The sequence below is a fragment of the Sphingopyxis sp. GC21 genome, assembly GCF_025727575.1.
GTDB lineage: Bacteria > Pseudomonadota > Alphaproteobacteria > Sphingomonadales > Sphingomonadaceae > Sphingopyxis > Sphingopyxis terrae_A.
Window position 1 is genome coordinate 1,759,633 of sequence record NZ_CP095845.1, and the last position, 14,935, is coordinate 1,774,567.

A 14,935-nucleotide genomic window follows, 5' to 3' on the forward strand; every position below is an offset into this window, starting at 1 on the left:
CCTTCATGCTCGCACGGGCCGGCCGAATCCAGGTCTGATTTCCGGCGCACCGGCAACCGACCAGTCGATGTGGCGAGCGATCCAGTCGGGCACGAAGTCCCAGTCGAAGCTCAGCGGATAGTCGGCGGCGACCTCGGACCATGCGGCATCGACGACATCGCTCCATCCGATGACGATCAGGCGCATGGCCGAAGTGCCGATCGCCTCGAAACTCGCACCGATCCGTAAGGCGAGGTCGATGGCGTCGGGGTTGGTGGCCGGGTGGTCGCGTAGGGTCAGGACCGCTTCCCAGAGGCAGGCGGCGGTTTCCAGCGCAAAGGCTGGATCGTCTGGCAGCGACATGGGATGACTCCTCTTGCTGCGGGAAGGTCAGGCGGCGATACGGTCGGGCTCGGAAAGCCCGATGTGATCGGGACCGATCATGGGCATCGCCGTATCGAGCCGTCCAAATGCGTTCGTCAGGTCGTCGGTCAGAACCCAACCTCGTGCGTCGCCGGGGTCCTCTTCGATGCGGGCAACCAGCGGGATGATGTCGTCGGCCATCTCGGGGAATCGGGCGGCTACCAGCATGGCTTCGACACGGCGCGCAACAGAGACGATGCGGACCGAGTGCTGGGCGAGGTCTCTTTTTTCAGCGTGGAACCAGCTGTCGGGGGCGATCACCTGCGCGATGTTGACGCAGGGCATGGTCGGTACGATCCGCCGGAGCATGATCGGCCGCACCAGACGTCGCCGTTTGGGGTCGAGGGCGCCGAGCGGGACCAGTGCGCGATATTCGTAGAACGGGAGCGTGCCCGCGATCCGCGAGCGTGTGACGATGATTTCCATGGGTCGTCTCCAGACGGAAAGGGGGATGGTCAGGCGGCCAGGCGATCGATAGCCGGGTCTGGGCGGGGCAGGCCGAGTTCACGGCAGATGCGGTTTGCAAACCGTGTGGGCTGCACCAGCTCATGGACTGAGGCCCAATGGTTCCGCTCGCCGATGTGATCGTCGCGGCCGGCGACCTTGCGGAACATCACTTCTCGGCCCGCGCCGGTGAGGCCCAGGCTGAGCTGAACATAGATGCCAGTTGCGTGCAGAATCACGTCACCGCTGATCGCGACGCCGCCGCGGTGGGAACGGATGTCGTAGCTGTCGTCGACGAGGCCAAGCGCATCCGCCAGCGCCCGAAGAGCCTTGCGTCCTTCGCTGTGGAAGACCTTCTTCGCGTGCGCGTCATAAGCCACGCCCTTGTGCGCCAGTGGAATCAGCGAGGGCTTGCGCCGGAGATCGGCGATTGCGTCCATGCACTGGCGGCGCAGCAGCGGCTCGGGGCCGCCGATGGATGCCGCGAAGGCGCCGAGGTGCCGGGCAAGGAGAATGACCGCCGGATCGCTGTCATGCGGCTTGCCCGCGTTTCGGCAGTCCTCGATCGCGGCGTTCAGGCCGTGGAGGCAATTGCCGAGGGTTGTGAGAGCGGAGGGGTCGAGCGCCTGCTGGAAGCGGAAGGCTATATCGTAGGACATGGGGGTGTGGCTCCTGACATCCGGGCGCACCAGCACGCCCGCCCCCAACCTCCTCCCTCCCCTCCCGTCAGACGGTCACCATTCGAAACAGGGCAGCCGGTCACTCGCGGTCGCATCGCGATCCAGGATCAGATAGTCGCAGGCCATCTGCTCCGCGAATGCCAGCACGGCCACCAGGTCGGCGGGAATCTCCGATGGTTCGCCGAATGAAGAAGGCCGAGAACAAAGGAGCCAGCCATAATGCGTGTCGGCGATGCTGACCGGCCGATCGCATGGTTCCTGCGTCATCCATTCATCGATCTTCAGCGTTGTCGGCCATGACACATGGCGCGTCGACAAGGCGATATAGCTGCCCACCTCGAGACGCTCGGCATCGGCGCCGGGTTCGGGGGCGATCGATCCGATAGCGCAGTCGAGGTCGGCTACGAGATCGGCATTGTCGGCAGATGCCGCACCGTCCGGCGCGAGGGCGGCTTTCGCGCGTTTCAACAGGTCGAGATGCGCGGGTCGCATATGCTGCGTCATGGTAGTGTCCTCTTGTTGGCAGGCTGGGCATGCACTGGCGGTTGTCGCGGCGCGGTCAGGAGCTGCGGCCGTGCTTCGCGGCGAGAAGCTCATCGAAACGGGCCCGGACGGCCGGGCCGGTGGGAAACAGGTTTCGCAGGCCATGCCGACGCAGGATCGGCGCGCGGGCAGCGGCGATCTGCGCGGCTTCATTCCGTGTCGGAATCCGCGGCGGCCAACCCTTGATGAACCTGAGACCGGCCGGCATGTGTGCCTCGATGGCGCGGCGCGTATCGGCGTCGCTCCTGGCCTGTTCGATGTGGCCAAGCTGGGTCGGCGACAGCAGCCGGGGCGCGATGTCGGCGAGCCAGCGGTTCGGCTGGAAGGAAAATGTGGAGCGTGCTTCCATCGCCACCAGATGCCGATAGAGATCGATATTGCCTGGCGCGCTTGCCGAAGCTGCGAGGTCCGCGCCCGAGGCTAGTACGCAAAAGGCGCAGGACAAACGGCTTGCCCCATAGACTTGGTAGCTTTCGTGAAGCGGCAGGCGATGGGCGCTGTGCGCTGCGAAAACCGCGTCGGTCGTCCAGTCGGCAAGCGGATGCCAGGAGATCATCTGGGTGCCCGCCCGGTTGCCGGGTTTGGCGAAGCGGTGATCGGCGCGCGAAATCGGCGTGAACCGCCGGGCTGCGCTTTCCTCGCGCCGCAGGCCGATGACCGAGACGATCGTCTCGCCCCGGAAGCGTCGGGCCAGTTCCGGGCCGATCTGGGTCGCCTTGAGTTCGGACGTGCAGAAGCGAAGGGAGCTGGAGGACCACGGCCCGATGAGATGATAGGTTTCCAGCGCTTCGTAGCGCGCCTTCCCGCTCGCGAAACGCTGCTCCCACCGCGCCACCATGTCGCCGACCTTGCGCCGGACGATGAGCAGCGGCACGCCGAGCAGGTCGGCGACCGCTTCGACCATGGCCGGGGTCGAGCGCCATTCGGCGCGGCCGAGGTCGGCATGGATCGCCATGCGGCGCGCGCGCGGATGGCCAAGCTTGTCCAGGAAGGACATCACCGCCCAGGCTGCGAGTGTCGAATCCTTGCCACCCGAAAGGCTGAAGGCGAGCCAGGCATTTTGCCGCACAGCGGTCATGACCGCCGTATCGACAGCGATGGGAATGTCGCGCCCGAAGGTTGGCCGCGCTACGAAAGCTGCAAGGGACATGGGAAGCTCCTGACCGCTCCCTCAAGGGAAGCGCCTCCCGCTTCCCCCTCCCCTTCGACGCTATGATCAGCGGCCTCCTGACGGCATGCCGATGCCGCGTAGACTTGAAGATTCTGGCCCGGCTTCAGATGTCGGCCAGTGCGTCATGGGTGTTCGCCCCAAGCGCACCCGGCGCGATGGAATCGCCGTTCGCAAGCCGAATGAAAGCATATGTATCGAGCAAAACGGCCCGTGCGGCGTTCGGGTCTTCAGGCTTTTCGTTCATTCGTGGATCCGCCCGTCTTCGGCATCCAGAGGCTCGTCGAGAATGGGCTCGAGCAAATCGACGCCGTGAGTCACGGACACGGACCCGCGCATGAACCCGTGCAGCGACTCGATCGCTTCCGCAGCGCTGGGCGGCGGCGCCAGCACGGCAACCACGCGCCCCCGCTTGGTGATCGTCACTTGATCGACATCGCGCCGGGCAAGTCGATCGATGATGGCGTGGCAGTGCGTCTTGAAATCGGCTGCACCGTAGGTTTCCGCTTTCATATGACAATTCCTGACCATGTTAAAAAGTCCATCGGTATCGCTTGCCATTCATGCCTCGACAACCTCCTCGTTTTCGAGCGTCCACGAAGACCGCCAGCCAGGATCGTCGAACGCCGGAGCGTCGCTTTCGCTCTGGAGATCGATGGCCGCCTGTGCGTCGGCGGCACGGACTTTGACGACGATCTCGCGCTCGACGCGAAAGACCTGGATGATCCGGATATCGTGACTTGTCATTGCTTGTTTTCCTCAGGATCGTGATCGGGGCCATAGGCGCGAGACCGGATGAATGTGTCATCGCCGTCCTCGTCCACCAGATAGCCCGCGACTTCTGCGGCATACTCGGCGTCGAGGATGCCTTGCGCGGCTGGCGTCAGACGAACGGCCAGGCCGCCGGCGAACAGCAGTTTATCCGCGGCTTCCATCGCAGTCCGATGATTGTCCGCATCGACTTCCACCTTGATGCGGATGACGGCGTAGACATGGACGAAGTGCCGGCGGTTTGCGCCGCCGGTCACCTCCTTGTCCGATTGGTAGCCCGACATTCCCGGCTTCATGCGGCCTTGGCTTCAGCACATGGGGCCGCGGACGGGTCAGAAACGATCTCGGCGCGCATATTGGAATAGTCGTTTGCCTCCATCCAGCGCTCGGCGCTGCCCATGTCAGCGGCCAGGTGCAGCAGCTCCTCGCGGTCGCCATGGCTGGTCAGGACGCGCACCATGCCGGGTTTGGGAAGCTCGGCGATTTCGAAGAGTTCCGCGCTATCGGTGTCGAACTGCCGGCGCATGACCATGATGATCACGCCCTTGCTGCCGAAATTGCCGAGGTGGAGCGTGAATGTCGCCGGGAGCCTGTCCGATGCCGGTGCCCGCGCGACAAGACGGCCAGAACCGTTCTCCCTTTCCCAGTCGCGCAATTTGATCCTGAACCGCTCAGGGGGACGCGGTTCGCCGTTGGCGAATTTGATGAGGCTGCCAAGCGGCGCGGTTTCGTGGATGTGACGTGCAGAGTGCATGAGAGTGCTCCTCAAAATGTACGAAGCCCGGCGCGCTGGCCGAGCTTCGTGAGAATCATGGAAATGGGAAGGTGATGGATCAGGCGCGCAGGCCCCCGGCGGCAATATCCGCAATCCAGGAGGCAGCCTCGTCGAAATCGGCATCGTCGTCTTCGACCAGGGCTGCGAGCGCGACGGCGCCGGTGCGGCCAAGCTGACCGAGACGCTGAATGGCGGCATGGAGGATCGGCGCGAGCACTTCCGGACTCGCGGTGTCGAGATTGGGGATATTCATACAGGTGTCTCCTGCTTGTGGTGGAATGGCCGGGAAGAGTTCGCATCGCACTCGATGCGGTTCAGCGCGCCCGGCCGGCCGCGCCAAAGAGCGACAGGGACGATGTCAGGCGGCTTTTGCGGGCAGCCACTGATAGAGAAGATGGGCGTCGGGCCGGTCCTCGCTGCCGATCGCGATCCGCACGAGCTTGCCGTCGCAGGCGAACTGCGCGGCGCGCGGCAGAGTGAGGTAGCTCGGTCCCTCGAGGATGATGTCTTTCGACCGGACAGCCTGAACGGACCTGACGGTGCCGATCGCGCGATGCGAGCCCGGTGCGCTGATGAGCTTCAACTGATCGCCCGGCTTGATCCGCTTCTTGAAGGCTGCGAGCGAAACGAGGGTATCGACCGTGCTGCCCAGGCCGCGCCGCGCCGCGAGAGCCACCCAATAGGGCTGCCCGATCCGGACCTCGCAGAAAAAGGCGCAGTTATGGGAGTCCTGGTAGATGTTCGAGCGGGTGAAGCCGAAGCGTTCGATCTGGTCTTTCACTTTGACGATGAAGCTGTTCTGCGCGTCCCTGCCGGTCAGATCCTCCGGAGCGTCGAGCAGTTCAGCGATGATCTTGCGTCCCCCGGAATAGGTTCGCGTGGACAGCGCGAAGCGTGTTTCGGGGAAAGAGGCGCGCAAATGCCGTTCGACGCGCGCGACGATCGCAGCCAGGCCCTCGCCCGACCGCTGGAGGTCACCCTCATAGTGAAAATTGCCGCGCTCATCGCATTCGGTCTGGCTGTAGAGAGGCGCGGGAGCGCCCGGCATGCTGTCGACTGTCTGCATGGGAAAATCTCCTTCAAAAACGAGAAGGCCCGGCGTGACGTGCCGGGCCTGGAAAGATTGCGGGAATGGTGGGGGGCGCCGCCAAATGGCGGACGGTCAGGAAAGGCGGTCCGCGTAACCGAGCGTCCAGATCAGGCACGGTCGGTGGCTCGCGCCGTGGCGCTGCGGCTGCGTTCGGGAATGCGGGGATCGTCATAGATGCTCGCCCCGGAGCATTCGAGGGCGGCGAGTTCGGCGCGATACCAGTTGGCAGCGTCGATCGTGTAGGTCTCGCTGGCATAGTGTTCGCCGCCGCTGAAGAAATCGACGGTGACGAGAAAGGTGGCGAGGCGTGCGCGTGCATGTCGAACCATGATGAAAATCCTTGGAGGCATGGCGCTGGCCGCACCGGAGCAGGTCCGGCGCGGGCAAGCGATGAGGAACGAGGCCGGACCGAACCGCAGCGCGGACGATCCGGCGTGGTGCGGAGTAGGAATGCGGGTGACCGGAGGGAGGTCCGAGGTTGGTCCCGCTCCTCAGTTCAGCTTCTCGAGCAGGCCGCGCGCCTTGCCCTCGAGGTCGAGCCGGGCGTCCTGATGTGGCTTGGAGCGCGCCACCGCGGTGATGCCGTTCACGAAATCGAAGATCGATTCCGGCGGCCTGCCTTCCTCAGCCAGGACCGCCTCGATCACCTTGTTCGTGTCGGTCCTGGAGAAACCGCGGCGACGCAGGAAAGTCTCGCGGTCCTCGTCGTCGCGCGCCACGATCCGCTCGCGCGCCGTCCTGATGCCGTCGATGAAGCTGCGCGGCGAGGCGTCGGCATAATGGGCAAGAGCCGGCTCGGCCTGCTGGGCGAAGCGGCCGGCAGCGAACTTGCTGTGCCGGATCTTGATTTCTTCGAAATTCTCGACGCCCCAGAGTATCCGGTTGGCGCAGACCGCGCGAAGGTAGAACGTCGCGATGCCGAGCGTTTTCGCGCCGACCTCGCTGTTCCAGGCGTAGAAGCCCCGGAAATAGAGGTCGGGATCGCCGTTGGGGAGCTTTCCGGCCTCGATCGGATGAGTGTCGTCGACGAGGAACAGGAAGACGTCGCGATCCGAGGCATAGAGCGTCGTCGTTTCGCGCGTGACATCGACGTAGGGGTTGTAGTGCATGGTTCCCCAGTCGAGCACGCCCGGAACCTTCCAGCGGGTATCGCCGGTGCCATTGCCCGCGAAGCGCATCACCGCCTCCACGAGCTGGGCATCCCAGACCCGCCCATAGTCCGGACCGGTTATCGCCCGCAGCTCGGTGCGGCCGTTATCGACCTGGAGGAGCTTCACCTGTTCGACCTCGTGATCGATCAGGCCGTGCTGGAGGTTGATCGCGGCGAGCGGCGCTGGAAGATTGCGCAGATAGGATGCGGGGGCGCCGACGATGGAGCACATCTGTCCGAACGACCAGTTGGTCGGCGCCACCGGCATGTCGCTTCCAGGAAGCATCAGCGCCAGACGTGTCGGCGAGTCGCGCCGCGCTTCGACTTTGATAGACCGGCTTTCGATCACGCGGGTATGGGCTCGCTCACGCCTGGCCTGCACCGAGGCATGGAGATCGGAGAGCGACAGGAAACGCTCATCGTCGGGCCGGGAGAACCATTCGGACGAAACGCGGGCATTGGACGAGCCGCGTGACACATCGACGCGGAAGCCACCGGGAGCGGGGCGCGCGGAATTGACGCCGGCGGGAGCAAGCGAGGCCATGGGACATTCTCCGTGAAAGGGATGGAACAAGCGCCGGCGCGGCACGCAACCGCTTTCAACCGACACCAGCCTTCCCCCTCCTCCCCTCCCGGATCGCCGCGTGCGAGCGTTTGGCGAGGAAAGAACGTCACCCGGATTTCTTCAGATTCGCTGGGGAGACACGACAGCTACGCGCCGCGCATCTCCCTTCCCGGCGCTCCGTGTCCGGAAAGGACCCTCACCGCTATCACGCGGCGGTCAATTTCCGATCTTGTCGGAAATCAGCCAGTCGCGTGCAGCCTGTTCCTCGTTGCTATCGAAATGGCGGAATTCCATCCTGAGCAGCGGTGCGGAGAGCTGGACGATCCGCTCCATCCACTCGGGGCCGCCGACGATGGCGTAGCGCGCGACGCGCCGTAGCAGCGAGAGCTTCAACGCCGCACATTCGGGATCGACCAGAATCGCGGGATCGAAGCCGTCGTAGGCCCGGATACGCGTGAGAAGTCGCAGCGGCACCTCGGCGCCCGCCACCGCTTCTATGCGTGCTTGCAGTGCTTCGATATTCTCGCGCGTGATGCGGCCGTTTACATCGAACCTGATGAACCCGTCCTCGTCGGCCAGGGTCACCGCCGGCGGGCGCGGGACATCGATTTCACCCTTGACCCAGGCCAGAGCGTGGTCCCGATGCTCAGGGGTGAACACCTCGTAGGACACGAAGGGCAGCAACGCGCTCTCGATCCGCGAGGCGATCCGGATCCAGCTTTGGTCGCTGACGATGGCTATCCGTCCGAACTGTCCGAGACGGCCGAGATATCCGAGGCCGTGTCGGATGTCGCTGAGCCAGGCGTCGGCCGACATGCCTTCGAAGGCGCGCACTTCAGCGAAGATATGCACTTTGCCATGGCGCGCGAAGGCGGCGTCGAGACGCTGCATGATGCGCTCGACGTCGGCCCTTTCGAGACGTCCGCTAATGGAAACGGCGATGATGTCCTGCGCATCCGACAATTCTGTAAGCATTGTCCGCTCCGATCGTGGCGATCCTGGTTCATTGCATATTTACACGATGCAGCGCACCGTGGGCTATCGGTTGTCTGCCTGATGATGTCGTCTTGTCAGTTGGCTGACGACAATCTTCATCGGCAGTGGAGCTTTCCAACCCGACGAAGCCAACTTTTACGCGTTGCTATTCATCAGGACAACGCACAAGCAAGCAAGCCGTATCGGCCCGGTCCGATCATGCCGAAAAGGAAAAAAGACCCATGACTGATACGCCGAACCTTTCCGAAACGCTGATCACGCTCACCGCCGATATTGTCGCGGCGCACCTCACCAACAACAGTGTGGCGGTCGCGGACGTTCCCGTGCTCATCGGCAATGTCCATGCCGCGCTGAGCGCACTCGGCCAGCCGGCGGAGGCCGTTCAGCCGAAGCCCGAACCCGCGGTTTCCATCCGCGCTTCGGTCAAGCCCGAATATATCGTCTGTCTGGAAGACGGGAAAAAGCTCAAGATGCTCAAGCGGCACCTGATGACGCATTATCAGATGAGCCCGGATCAGTACCGTGCGAAATGGGGTTTGCCGTCCGACTATCCGATGGTCGCGCCGGCCTATGCCGAAAAGCGCCGTGCGCTTGCGAAGTCGATTGGCCTGGGCCGTAAACCGGGCGTGCGGGTAGCCAAATCCGCCAAAATGGCAACGCCATCCCCTGCTCCAGCAAAGGCTCCCGCAGCCCGTCGCGGGCGCAGGAAAGCCGAGGCGACCCAGCCTGCATGACGTTCGGACAGAAGGCTCTCATCTTTTGTTCCGCAATGGGGGCATTCACCTCGACTGGCCATGCTGACCCATGCACCGGAGTGTTGCCCTCCGCCGGTACGCGGTTCATCGGCGTCGTGCGGTACGTCGGCGACGGTGATAGCCTGTGCATCGGCCCCGAGGACCGTCCGGATCGTTGGATCGAGATCCGCCTCGGAGATTTTAGCGCGCCCGAGCTGCATGAGCCCGGCGGCGAGCGATCCAAGCGCCTGCTCGCCGCTGCTACGATGGGGCACACCCTGATCTGCCGCGCAGGCCGACGCAGCTATGACCGCATCGTTGCCACCTGCATGATCGGCGGTCGCCCGCTCGGCAATGAACTTCGCCGTCTGGGCGGCGTGGAGGGCGGCAGATAGCGCCCGTCCTCATCATGATCCAAGGAAGGTCATAATCTATTTGGAATTAGGTTCTTAAATGGCCTTGACCATGTGATTTCCATCGGATGGCCGTCCTGCAGGACGGGCGGCGATCTGCGACACTATTTTGCGATCGAGTTCATTTCGATCCACTGCAAGACCTGTTGCAAGACCCAAGGGGCGTAATGGATATCGAAATCGCCAAGCGCATATATCGCGCCTATCTCGCCATCTTCGACATGGAACTACGAGATAGCCTGCGGCGCGAAATGCTTACCTGGGCCTTTGTTGAAAACCCCGATCACTGGCCGGTGATCGGGGTAACGGGGGCCGCGCTGGAGCGTTTTGCTGAACATGATTTTCGATGTGTAAGCGGCATGAAGGTTCAGCGCGCTCATCTGGCGGACCGCAAGGTTTGGCAATCTGCCATGCTCGCCGAGAAATTGAATTTCGACGATTGGCTCACCCTATACGCTCAAAGCGATCGCACTGTCCTGGCGACATCGAGCGAGAACATGAGGGGCGAGGATTTGAAATATGTCCCGATCCCGGCGGAGTTGGGCCTATTTCGGTCAATGGGATACAAATGGCGGCACACCATGGCCGAGCGGGAGTATCTGCGAGATCTGCATGTGAAGTTGGACCCGTCTGGGCGGATTCACCGAGGCGATCCGGAATCGGGCCAAGTAATGCGTCAAATTTCGCAATCTGGATGACAATCGGCCCGACGGGCGGTAGTGGCGGCGGGGCATGTCGAGGATGCGCGCCTTTCTTTTGCAACATCGGTTCCTGGCCATCACCCTGGTCATGGCTGCTCTGTGCATGAAGATCGTCGTTCCCGCCGGTTACATGATCGGTCAGAACGCCAAGGTTCTGACGGTGCAGCTTTGCACCGATGGCCTCGGCCATGCTGTGACCGCCAAGATCGCGATTCCGATGAAGGGCGAGCCAAGCGACTCGTCCGGGAAGCAGGGCAAGGCCGAGTGCCCCTTCGCGTCGCTCTCGATGGCCTCGATGTCCGGTGCCGACACCGCGCTGCTGGCGCTGGCGCTGGCGTTCATCCTCGCTCTGGGCTTCGCGCCCTTCCCCACCCCGCACCCCAAGCGCGTATCCTACCTGCGTCCGCCGCTCCGCGGACCGCCGGCTCTCGTCTGACAATCTAGCCTGATTTGTCGGACCGACCGGCGCGCGCGCCTTCCCTTTGCGTGCGCCGGCCTTGCCGGAGCACAATTCCATGTACGAACTGCTGTGCCGTTCATCCGAACGGCCCTGGGCGCCCCAGCCTGTAAAGCTGGGGTCGGAGCCCGATCGGGGCGATTCCAGGCCCCTCATCCTGCACATGCAGGAGAACCGCTCACACCTGACGCAAGACGCGCGGGTCTGTTTCAGCGTCATTGCCCTGCTCTTCATGGTGACCAGCATCGGCCCCGCCCTGCGCGGCCAGTGGCTCGTTCCTGCCTTCTCGATCCTGGCGATGGCAGGCCTGACCTTTGCCCTCGAACGGCATGGCAAGTCCCGGCCGGCCAGCGAGACGCTCGAGCTTGCCGAGGGCCGTGTCCGGCATCGTGACAGCGCCGGGCGGCTGATCGAACTGCCCGCTTTGTGGATGAGGCTTGCAACCGAAGGACGCAGTCCATCCGATCTGCGCCTGTTCTTGCGAGGCCGGAACGGATCGATCGAATTCGGGCGCTGCCTCAGTCTCGATGAACGCCGTGCGATCATCCCGCTGGTGGCGGCAGCTCTCGCACAAGCGCGGGAGCGATGAACCATGTGCATACTCTCCGTTTCCGATGAATGTCATCGTCAGTTGCAGCGCTTTCGCCGCCGCACCTGGCTGCTGATCGCCTTGTGCATGTTTGCCCGCGGAACCGACGCGGCATTCGGTCTCGGGCTCATCGAACCCACCCGGCAAGTTTCAGCGCAGGAAGTTCAGTCCTGCGCGGTCTCCAGGGAGCCTTTGATATGATTCCTCACCCGAAGATCCTGGCGCTTGGCACCGCGGCAAGCCTCATCGCCGGCACCGCCCTCGCCGACGGACGCCAGACCGGCCTGTCGGTCCAGCACGCATGGTCGCGCGAAACCGCGGCCGGCCAGGCTGTGGGCGGCGGTTTCCTGACCATCACGAACAGTGGAAGCCGCGACGAGCGCCTCCTTTCCGGCACCACTCCGGTCGCCGCCGAGGTCCAGTTGCACACGATGACGATGGACGGCGGTGTCATGCGGATGCGGCAAGTCACCGATGGCATTGCCATTCCAGCCAAGGGATCGGTCGAGCTGAAGCCTGGCAGTTATCACATCATGTTCATGGGGCTGAGGCGGCAACTCCGCCAGGGCGAGCGCTTCCCCGTCGCACTCCGCTTTCAGCGCGCCGGCAGCGTGACTGTCCAATTCACCGTGCAGCCGGTCGCCGCGACCGGTCCGATGGAGGGCAGCCATGCAGGTCATTGACCCTGAGCCATTCGAGCCTGTCGCTGACGAACAGGACGGAGATCGCGGCTCGCCGCGCTGGATTCTCTGGCTTGTCGCGCTTCTCGTCGCGGCCGGGATTGCCATCGCCGCCTTCACGCGCGGTAACGGCGCCGCCGGAGATGCGCCGGGCGGCTATGCCGGTGCAGTCGGCGGCCCATTTACGCTGACCGCCACGGACGGATCGACGGTCACGGACAGGACGCTGGCGGGCAAGGCCTATGCCATCTTCTTCGGCTTCACCCGCTGTCCGGATGTCTGCCCTACCAGCCTTGCCCGCATGGCGCGGCTGAGAAAGCAGCTCGGGCCGCAGGCGATGAAGTTCAACATCGTCTTCGTCTCGGTCGATCCCGGCCACGACAAGCCGGCCGACATCGGAAACTACGTCGCGCTGTTCGGCACGCCGATCATCGGTCTGACCGGGACCGACGCCCAGCTTGAGCAGATCAAGAAGGGCTACGGCGTTTACTCGGCCAAGGTGCCGCAGCCGGGCGGCGACTACACCATCGATCACACCGCTGCGATCTACCTGATGACCGCCAGGGGCGAGTTCTCCGGGACCATCGACACGCAGGAATCCGACGCGTCCGCGCTTGAGAAGCTCAAGCACCTGATCGCGTGACCAACCAGATTTGAACAGGGAAATACCATGAGGACTTCTATCATCGCGCTTGGCGCAGCACTTGCGGCCGCAACGCCGGCTCATGCTCAAACGGTCGATCGGCCGAGCGGCTGGACGCCGACCGACATCGTCGTCACCGCCCGAAAGGACAGCGATTACACGGCCACGGACACCGCCACCCTGCGCACGCCTGTGCCGATCCTCGAAACCCCGCAATCGGTGCAGGTGCTGACCAGGACGCTGATCGACGAGCAGAGCCTGGCCACGCTGGCCGAAGCGCTGCGCAACATTTCCGGTGTCGTGCCCGCCCAGCCTTCGGAAGCCGTGCTGATCAAGCCGATCGTGCGCGGGTTTTCCTCGGAAATCTATGTCGATGGCTTGCCGCAATATGGCGATGCCTCGACCTACGATCCTTCGAGCCTGATCGGCGTCGAGCGGATCGAGATCGCCAAGGGGCCGACCTCGCAACTGTTCGGCGGCGGCACGGGCGCACCCGTGGGCGGACTGATCAACGTGATCAGCCAAAGCCCGGAACAGAAGGCCAGCTACAGCGCGACCTTCCGCGCCGGCAGCTTCCGCACGATCCAGCCTTCGGTCGATATCAATCAGCCATTGGGCCGCAACGTCGCGGCGCGCATCGCAGCGGAATATGTCGATGCCAAGGATGCCATCGATGCCGTCACCAACAGCCGCGTGACCGTCGCGCCGTCGCTGAAGATCGGCTTCGATGACACCAGCCTGGTGCTTCGGGCCAATTACAACCGGATCGAGCAGCTGGAATATTCGGGGCTGCCCTTTGCGATGGCGGGCTACCCCGGCGTCGATCCGTTCCACTTCACCGGCGCCAGGAACGGACCGAAAACCACGATCGAGAATGTCGTGCTGACGGGCGTGTTCACCCACCGTCTCTCCGACCACCTGACCACGCAGGTCCAGGTGCGCAGCTACAACAACACCATGACCGAGCACGGCAGCTTCCCGTACCTTGCCTTCTATCCGCCGGCCGGTACGGTTTACCCGATCGTCACCGCCTACATGCCGGGCGTCAGGATCAGGGAAATGACCTTCGACGGGAGCCTGACCGGGACGTTCGCGACCGGCCCGATCGAGCACGTTCTGATCGCCGGCGCGCAATATGACATGGTCGACTATCACGGCGCGATGGGGTTCAACCTCGTGCCCGTCGGGCTGCTCGACTATTCCAATCCGAGCAGCGACGTGCCGTTCGGTCCGACCGCCTATCCGGTCGATACCTACGTCAACACCTACCGGACCCTGGGTTTCTACGCGCAGGATCAGATGACGATTGGCGGCCGCCTCCATGTGCTGGCTGGGCTGCGATACAGCAGGCTGGAAAGCACCGAGGGCTTCGACGGCATGTTCGGTCCGAAGCACCGCTTCAATCATGTCGATCCCCGCATCGGCGTAACCTTTGACCTTGCCGATGGTGTCGCCCTCTTCGCCGGATATGCGACGGGCTCGCGCGAGGCGATCTTCTTCAATCCGACCGTGACGCCGACCACGCCGGAAACATCGCGGAGCTGGGAAGGCGGCGTGAAGTTCGCCCTGCGCAAGGCCGGGCTGTCCGGAACGCTCGCCCTCTTCGACCAGACGCGCAATCACACGCCGCTGACCGACCCCTTGAGCCTTACGACCCATCAAATCGGGCAGCAGCGCGCACGCGGCGGCGAGGCCGACGTGATCTGGGAACCGAGCAAGCGCTTTTCGCTGCTTGCAAGCTACGCCTATACCGACGCCGAGGTCACGCAGGACGCATTCACGCCAGCCAATGTCGGCCAGCAGCTGTCGCGCGTGCCCGAGCATAGCGGGCGTATCGCGGCGCGCTATCGCTTCCTCGACGGGCCGCTCGAGGGCTTCGGTCTGGGTGCGGGCATGACCGCTGCGTCGGGCTCGCAAACCACGCTGCCCAATACCGACAAGACCAAGGGCTACGCGGTGTTCGATGCGCAGACGAGCTACGAAACGGGGCCATTCCGCATCAGCGCGTCGGTCACCAACCTGACGAACAAGCTCTATTTCCTGCCCTATCTTTACCTCAACCAGTCGGTCGTGCGGCCGGGAACGCCCCGTTCCGCCTTCCTCGCCTTCAGCGTCAAATATTGATCGGAGGGTC

22 protein-coding genes are annotated in these 14,935 nt (G+C 63.8%); 8 read left to right on the forward strand and 14 right to left on the reverse strand.

Translation table 11 applies throughout. The features are described from left to right. Nucleotides 1-3: 3 nt before the first annotated feature. The 14 genes from MU856_RS08445 to MU856_RS08510 all read right to left on the reverse strand — a co-directional run bounded on the left by MU856_RS08445 (nucleotide 4) and on the right by MU856_RS08510 (nucleotide 8,563). The gene (locus tag MU856_RS08445) at nucleotides 4-342 is read right to left on the reverse strand and encodes a hypothetical protein (RefSeq protein WP_263588844.1); all 339 of its coding nucleotides are present in this window, start codon (nucleotides 340-342) and stop codon (nucleotides 4-6) included. A gap of 27 nt (nucleotides 343-369) precedes the next feature. Continuing rightward, on the reverse strand, nucleotides 370-828 hold the full coding sequence (locus MU856_RS08450; protein ID WP_263588845.1) for a hypothetical protein: 459 nt from the start codon (nucleotides 826-828) through the stop codon (nucleotides 370-372). A gap of 29 nt (nucleotides 829-857) precedes the next feature. Further along, the gene (locus MU856_RS08455; protein WP_263588846.1) at nucleotides 858-1,505 is read right to left on the reverse strand and encodes a hypothetical protein; all 648 of its coding nucleotides are present in this window, start codon (nucleotides 1,503-1,505) and stop codon (nucleotides 858-860) included. 75 nt (nucleotides 1,506-1,580) lie between these two features. Continuing rightward, nucleotides 1,581-2,030, reverse strand: a complete 450-nt coding sequence (locus MU856_RS08460; RefSeq protein WP_263588847.1) for a hypothetical protein — start codon at nucleotides 2,028-2,030, stop codon at nucleotides 1,581-1,583. Nucleotides 2,031-2,085: 55 nt separating this feature from the next. Continuing rightward, nucleotides 2,086-3,147: a phosphoadenosine phosphosulfate reductase family protein gene (locus MU856_RS08465; RefSeq protein WP_263588848.1), complete on the reverse strand. Its 1,062-nt coding sequence runs from the start codon at nucleotides 3,145-3,147 to the stop codon at nucleotides 2,086-2,088. Between the two features lie 333 nt (nucleotides 3,148-3,480). Further along, nucleotides 3,481-3,750, reverse strand: coding sequence for a type II toxin-antitoxin system Phd/YefM family antitoxin (locus MU856_RS08470; protein ID WP_263588849.1), 270 nt, complete (start codon nucleotides 3,748-3,750; stop codon nucleotides 3,481-3,483). Between the two features lie 48 nt (nucleotides 3,751-3,798). Continuing rightward, nucleotides 3,799-3,984, reverse strand: a complete 186-nt coding sequence (locus MU856_RS08475) for a hypothetical protein (RefSeq protein WP_263588850.1) — start codon at nucleotides 3,982-3,984, stop codon at nucleotides 3,799-3,801. Then, entirely contained in the window at nucleotides 3,981-4,304 is a 324-nt protein-coding gene (locus MU856_RS08480) for a hypothetical protein (protein WP_263588851.1), read from the reverse strand. Before MU856_RS08480 ends, MU856_RS08475 begins: the two co-directional genes overlap by 4 nt. Beyond that, a complete protein-coding gene (locus MU856_RS08485; protein WP_263588852.1) occupies nucleotides 4,301-4,663 on the reverse strand; it encodes a hypothetical protein in 363 nt (120 codons plus the stop codon). Before MU856_RS08485 ends, MU856_RS08480 begins: the two co-directional genes overlap by 4 nt. A 178-nt stretch (nucleotides 4,664-4,841) precedes the next feature. Further along, a complete protein-coding gene (locus tag MU856_RS08490; RefSeq protein ID WP_263588853.1) occupies nucleotides 4,842-5,036 on the reverse strand; it encodes a hypothetical protein in 195 nt (64 codons plus the stop codon). Nucleotides 5,037-5,141: 105 nt separating this feature from the next. Then, complete coding sequence (locus MU856_RS08495) at nucleotides 5,142-5,849, reverse strand: hypothetical protein (protein ID WP_263588854.1); 708 nt, start codon at nucleotides 5,847-5,849, stop codon at nucleotides 5,142-5,144. A gap of 131 nt (nucleotides 5,850-5,980) precedes the next feature. Beyond that, nucleotides 5,981-6,202: a hypothetical protein gene (locus MU856_RS08500; RefSeq protein ID WP_263588855.1), complete on the reverse strand. Its 222-nt coding sequence runs from the start codon at nucleotides 6,200-6,202 to the stop codon at nucleotides 5,981-5,983. A gap of 162 nt (nucleotides 6,203-6,364) precedes the next feature. Continuing rightward, nucleotides 6,365-7,567: a DUF945 domain-containing protein gene (locus MU856_RS08505; protein ID WP_263588856.1), complete on the reverse strand. Its 1,203-nt coding sequence runs from the start codon at nucleotides 7,565-7,567 to the stop codon at nucleotides 6,365-6,367. Between the two features lie 237 nt (nucleotides 7,568-7,804). Beyond that, entirely contained in the window at nucleotides 7,805-8,563 is a 759-nt protein-coding gene (locus tag MU856_RS08510; protein WP_263588857.1) for an STAS/SEC14 domain-containing protein, read from the reverse strand. 242 nt (nucleotides 8,564-8,805) lie between these two features. Between MU856_RS08510 and MU856_RS08515 the strand changes: the two genes are divergently transcribed. From MU856_RS08515 to MU856_RS08550, 8 genes are all read left to right on the forward strand, one after another. Continuing rightward, entirely contained in the window at nucleotides 8,806-9,318 is a 513-nt protein-coding gene (locus MU856_RS08515; protein WP_263588970.1) for a MucR family transcriptional regulator, read from the forward strand. Beyond that, on the forward strand, nucleotides 9,315-9,713 hold the full coding sequence (locus MU856_RS08520) for a thermonuclease family protein (RefSeq protein WP_263588858.1): 399 nt from the start codon (nucleotides 9,315-9,317) through the stop codon (nucleotides 9,711-9,713). Before MU856_RS08515 ends, MU856_RS08520 begins: the two co-directional genes overlap by 4 nt. A gap of 185 nt (nucleotides 9,714-9,898) precedes the next feature. Continuing rightward, a complete protein-coding gene (locus tag MU856_RS08525) occupies nucleotides 9,899-10,429 on the forward strand; it encodes a hypothetical protein (RefSeq protein WP_263588859.1) in 531 nt (176 codons plus the stop codon). A gap of 34 nt (nucleotides 10,430-10,463) precedes the next feature. Continuing rightward, nucleotides 10,464-10,868: a DUF2946 family protein gene (locus MU856_RS08530; protein WP_263588860.1), complete on the forward strand. Its 405-nt coding sequence runs from the start codon at nucleotides 10,464-10,466 to the stop codon at nucleotides 10,866-10,868. A 79-nt stretch (nucleotides 10,869-10,947) separates the two neighbouring features. Continuing rightward, nucleotides 10,948-11,478, forward strand: coding sequence for a DUF2244 domain-containing protein (locus tag MU856_RS08535; RefSeq protein WP_263588861.1), 531 nt, complete (start codon nucleotides 10,948-10,950; stop codon nucleotides 11,476-11,478). 197 nt (nucleotides 11,479-11,675) lie between these two features. Continuing rightward, nucleotides 11,676-12,161 carry a copper chaperone PCu(A)C gene (locus tag MU856_RS08540; protein WP_263588862.1) on the forward strand — a complete coding sequence of 162 codons (486 nt, stop codon included), beginning with the start codon at nucleotides 11,676-11,678 and terminating at the stop codon, nucleotides 12,159-12,161. After that, entirely contained in the window at nucleotides 12,148-12,801 is a 654-nt protein-coding gene (locus MU856_RS08545) for an SCO family protein (RefSeq protein WP_263588863.1), read from the forward strand. Before MU856_RS08540 ends, MU856_RS08545 begins: the two co-directional genes overlap by 14 nt. A gap of 27 nt (nucleotides 12,802-12,828) precedes the next feature. Continuing rightward, complete coding sequence (locus MU856_RS08550) at nucleotides 12,829-14,925, forward strand: TonB-dependent siderophore receptor (protein WP_263588864.1); 2,097 nt, start codon at nucleotides 12,829-12,831, stop codon at nucleotides 14,923-14,925. Nucleotides 14,926-14,935: the final 10 nt, after the last annotated feature.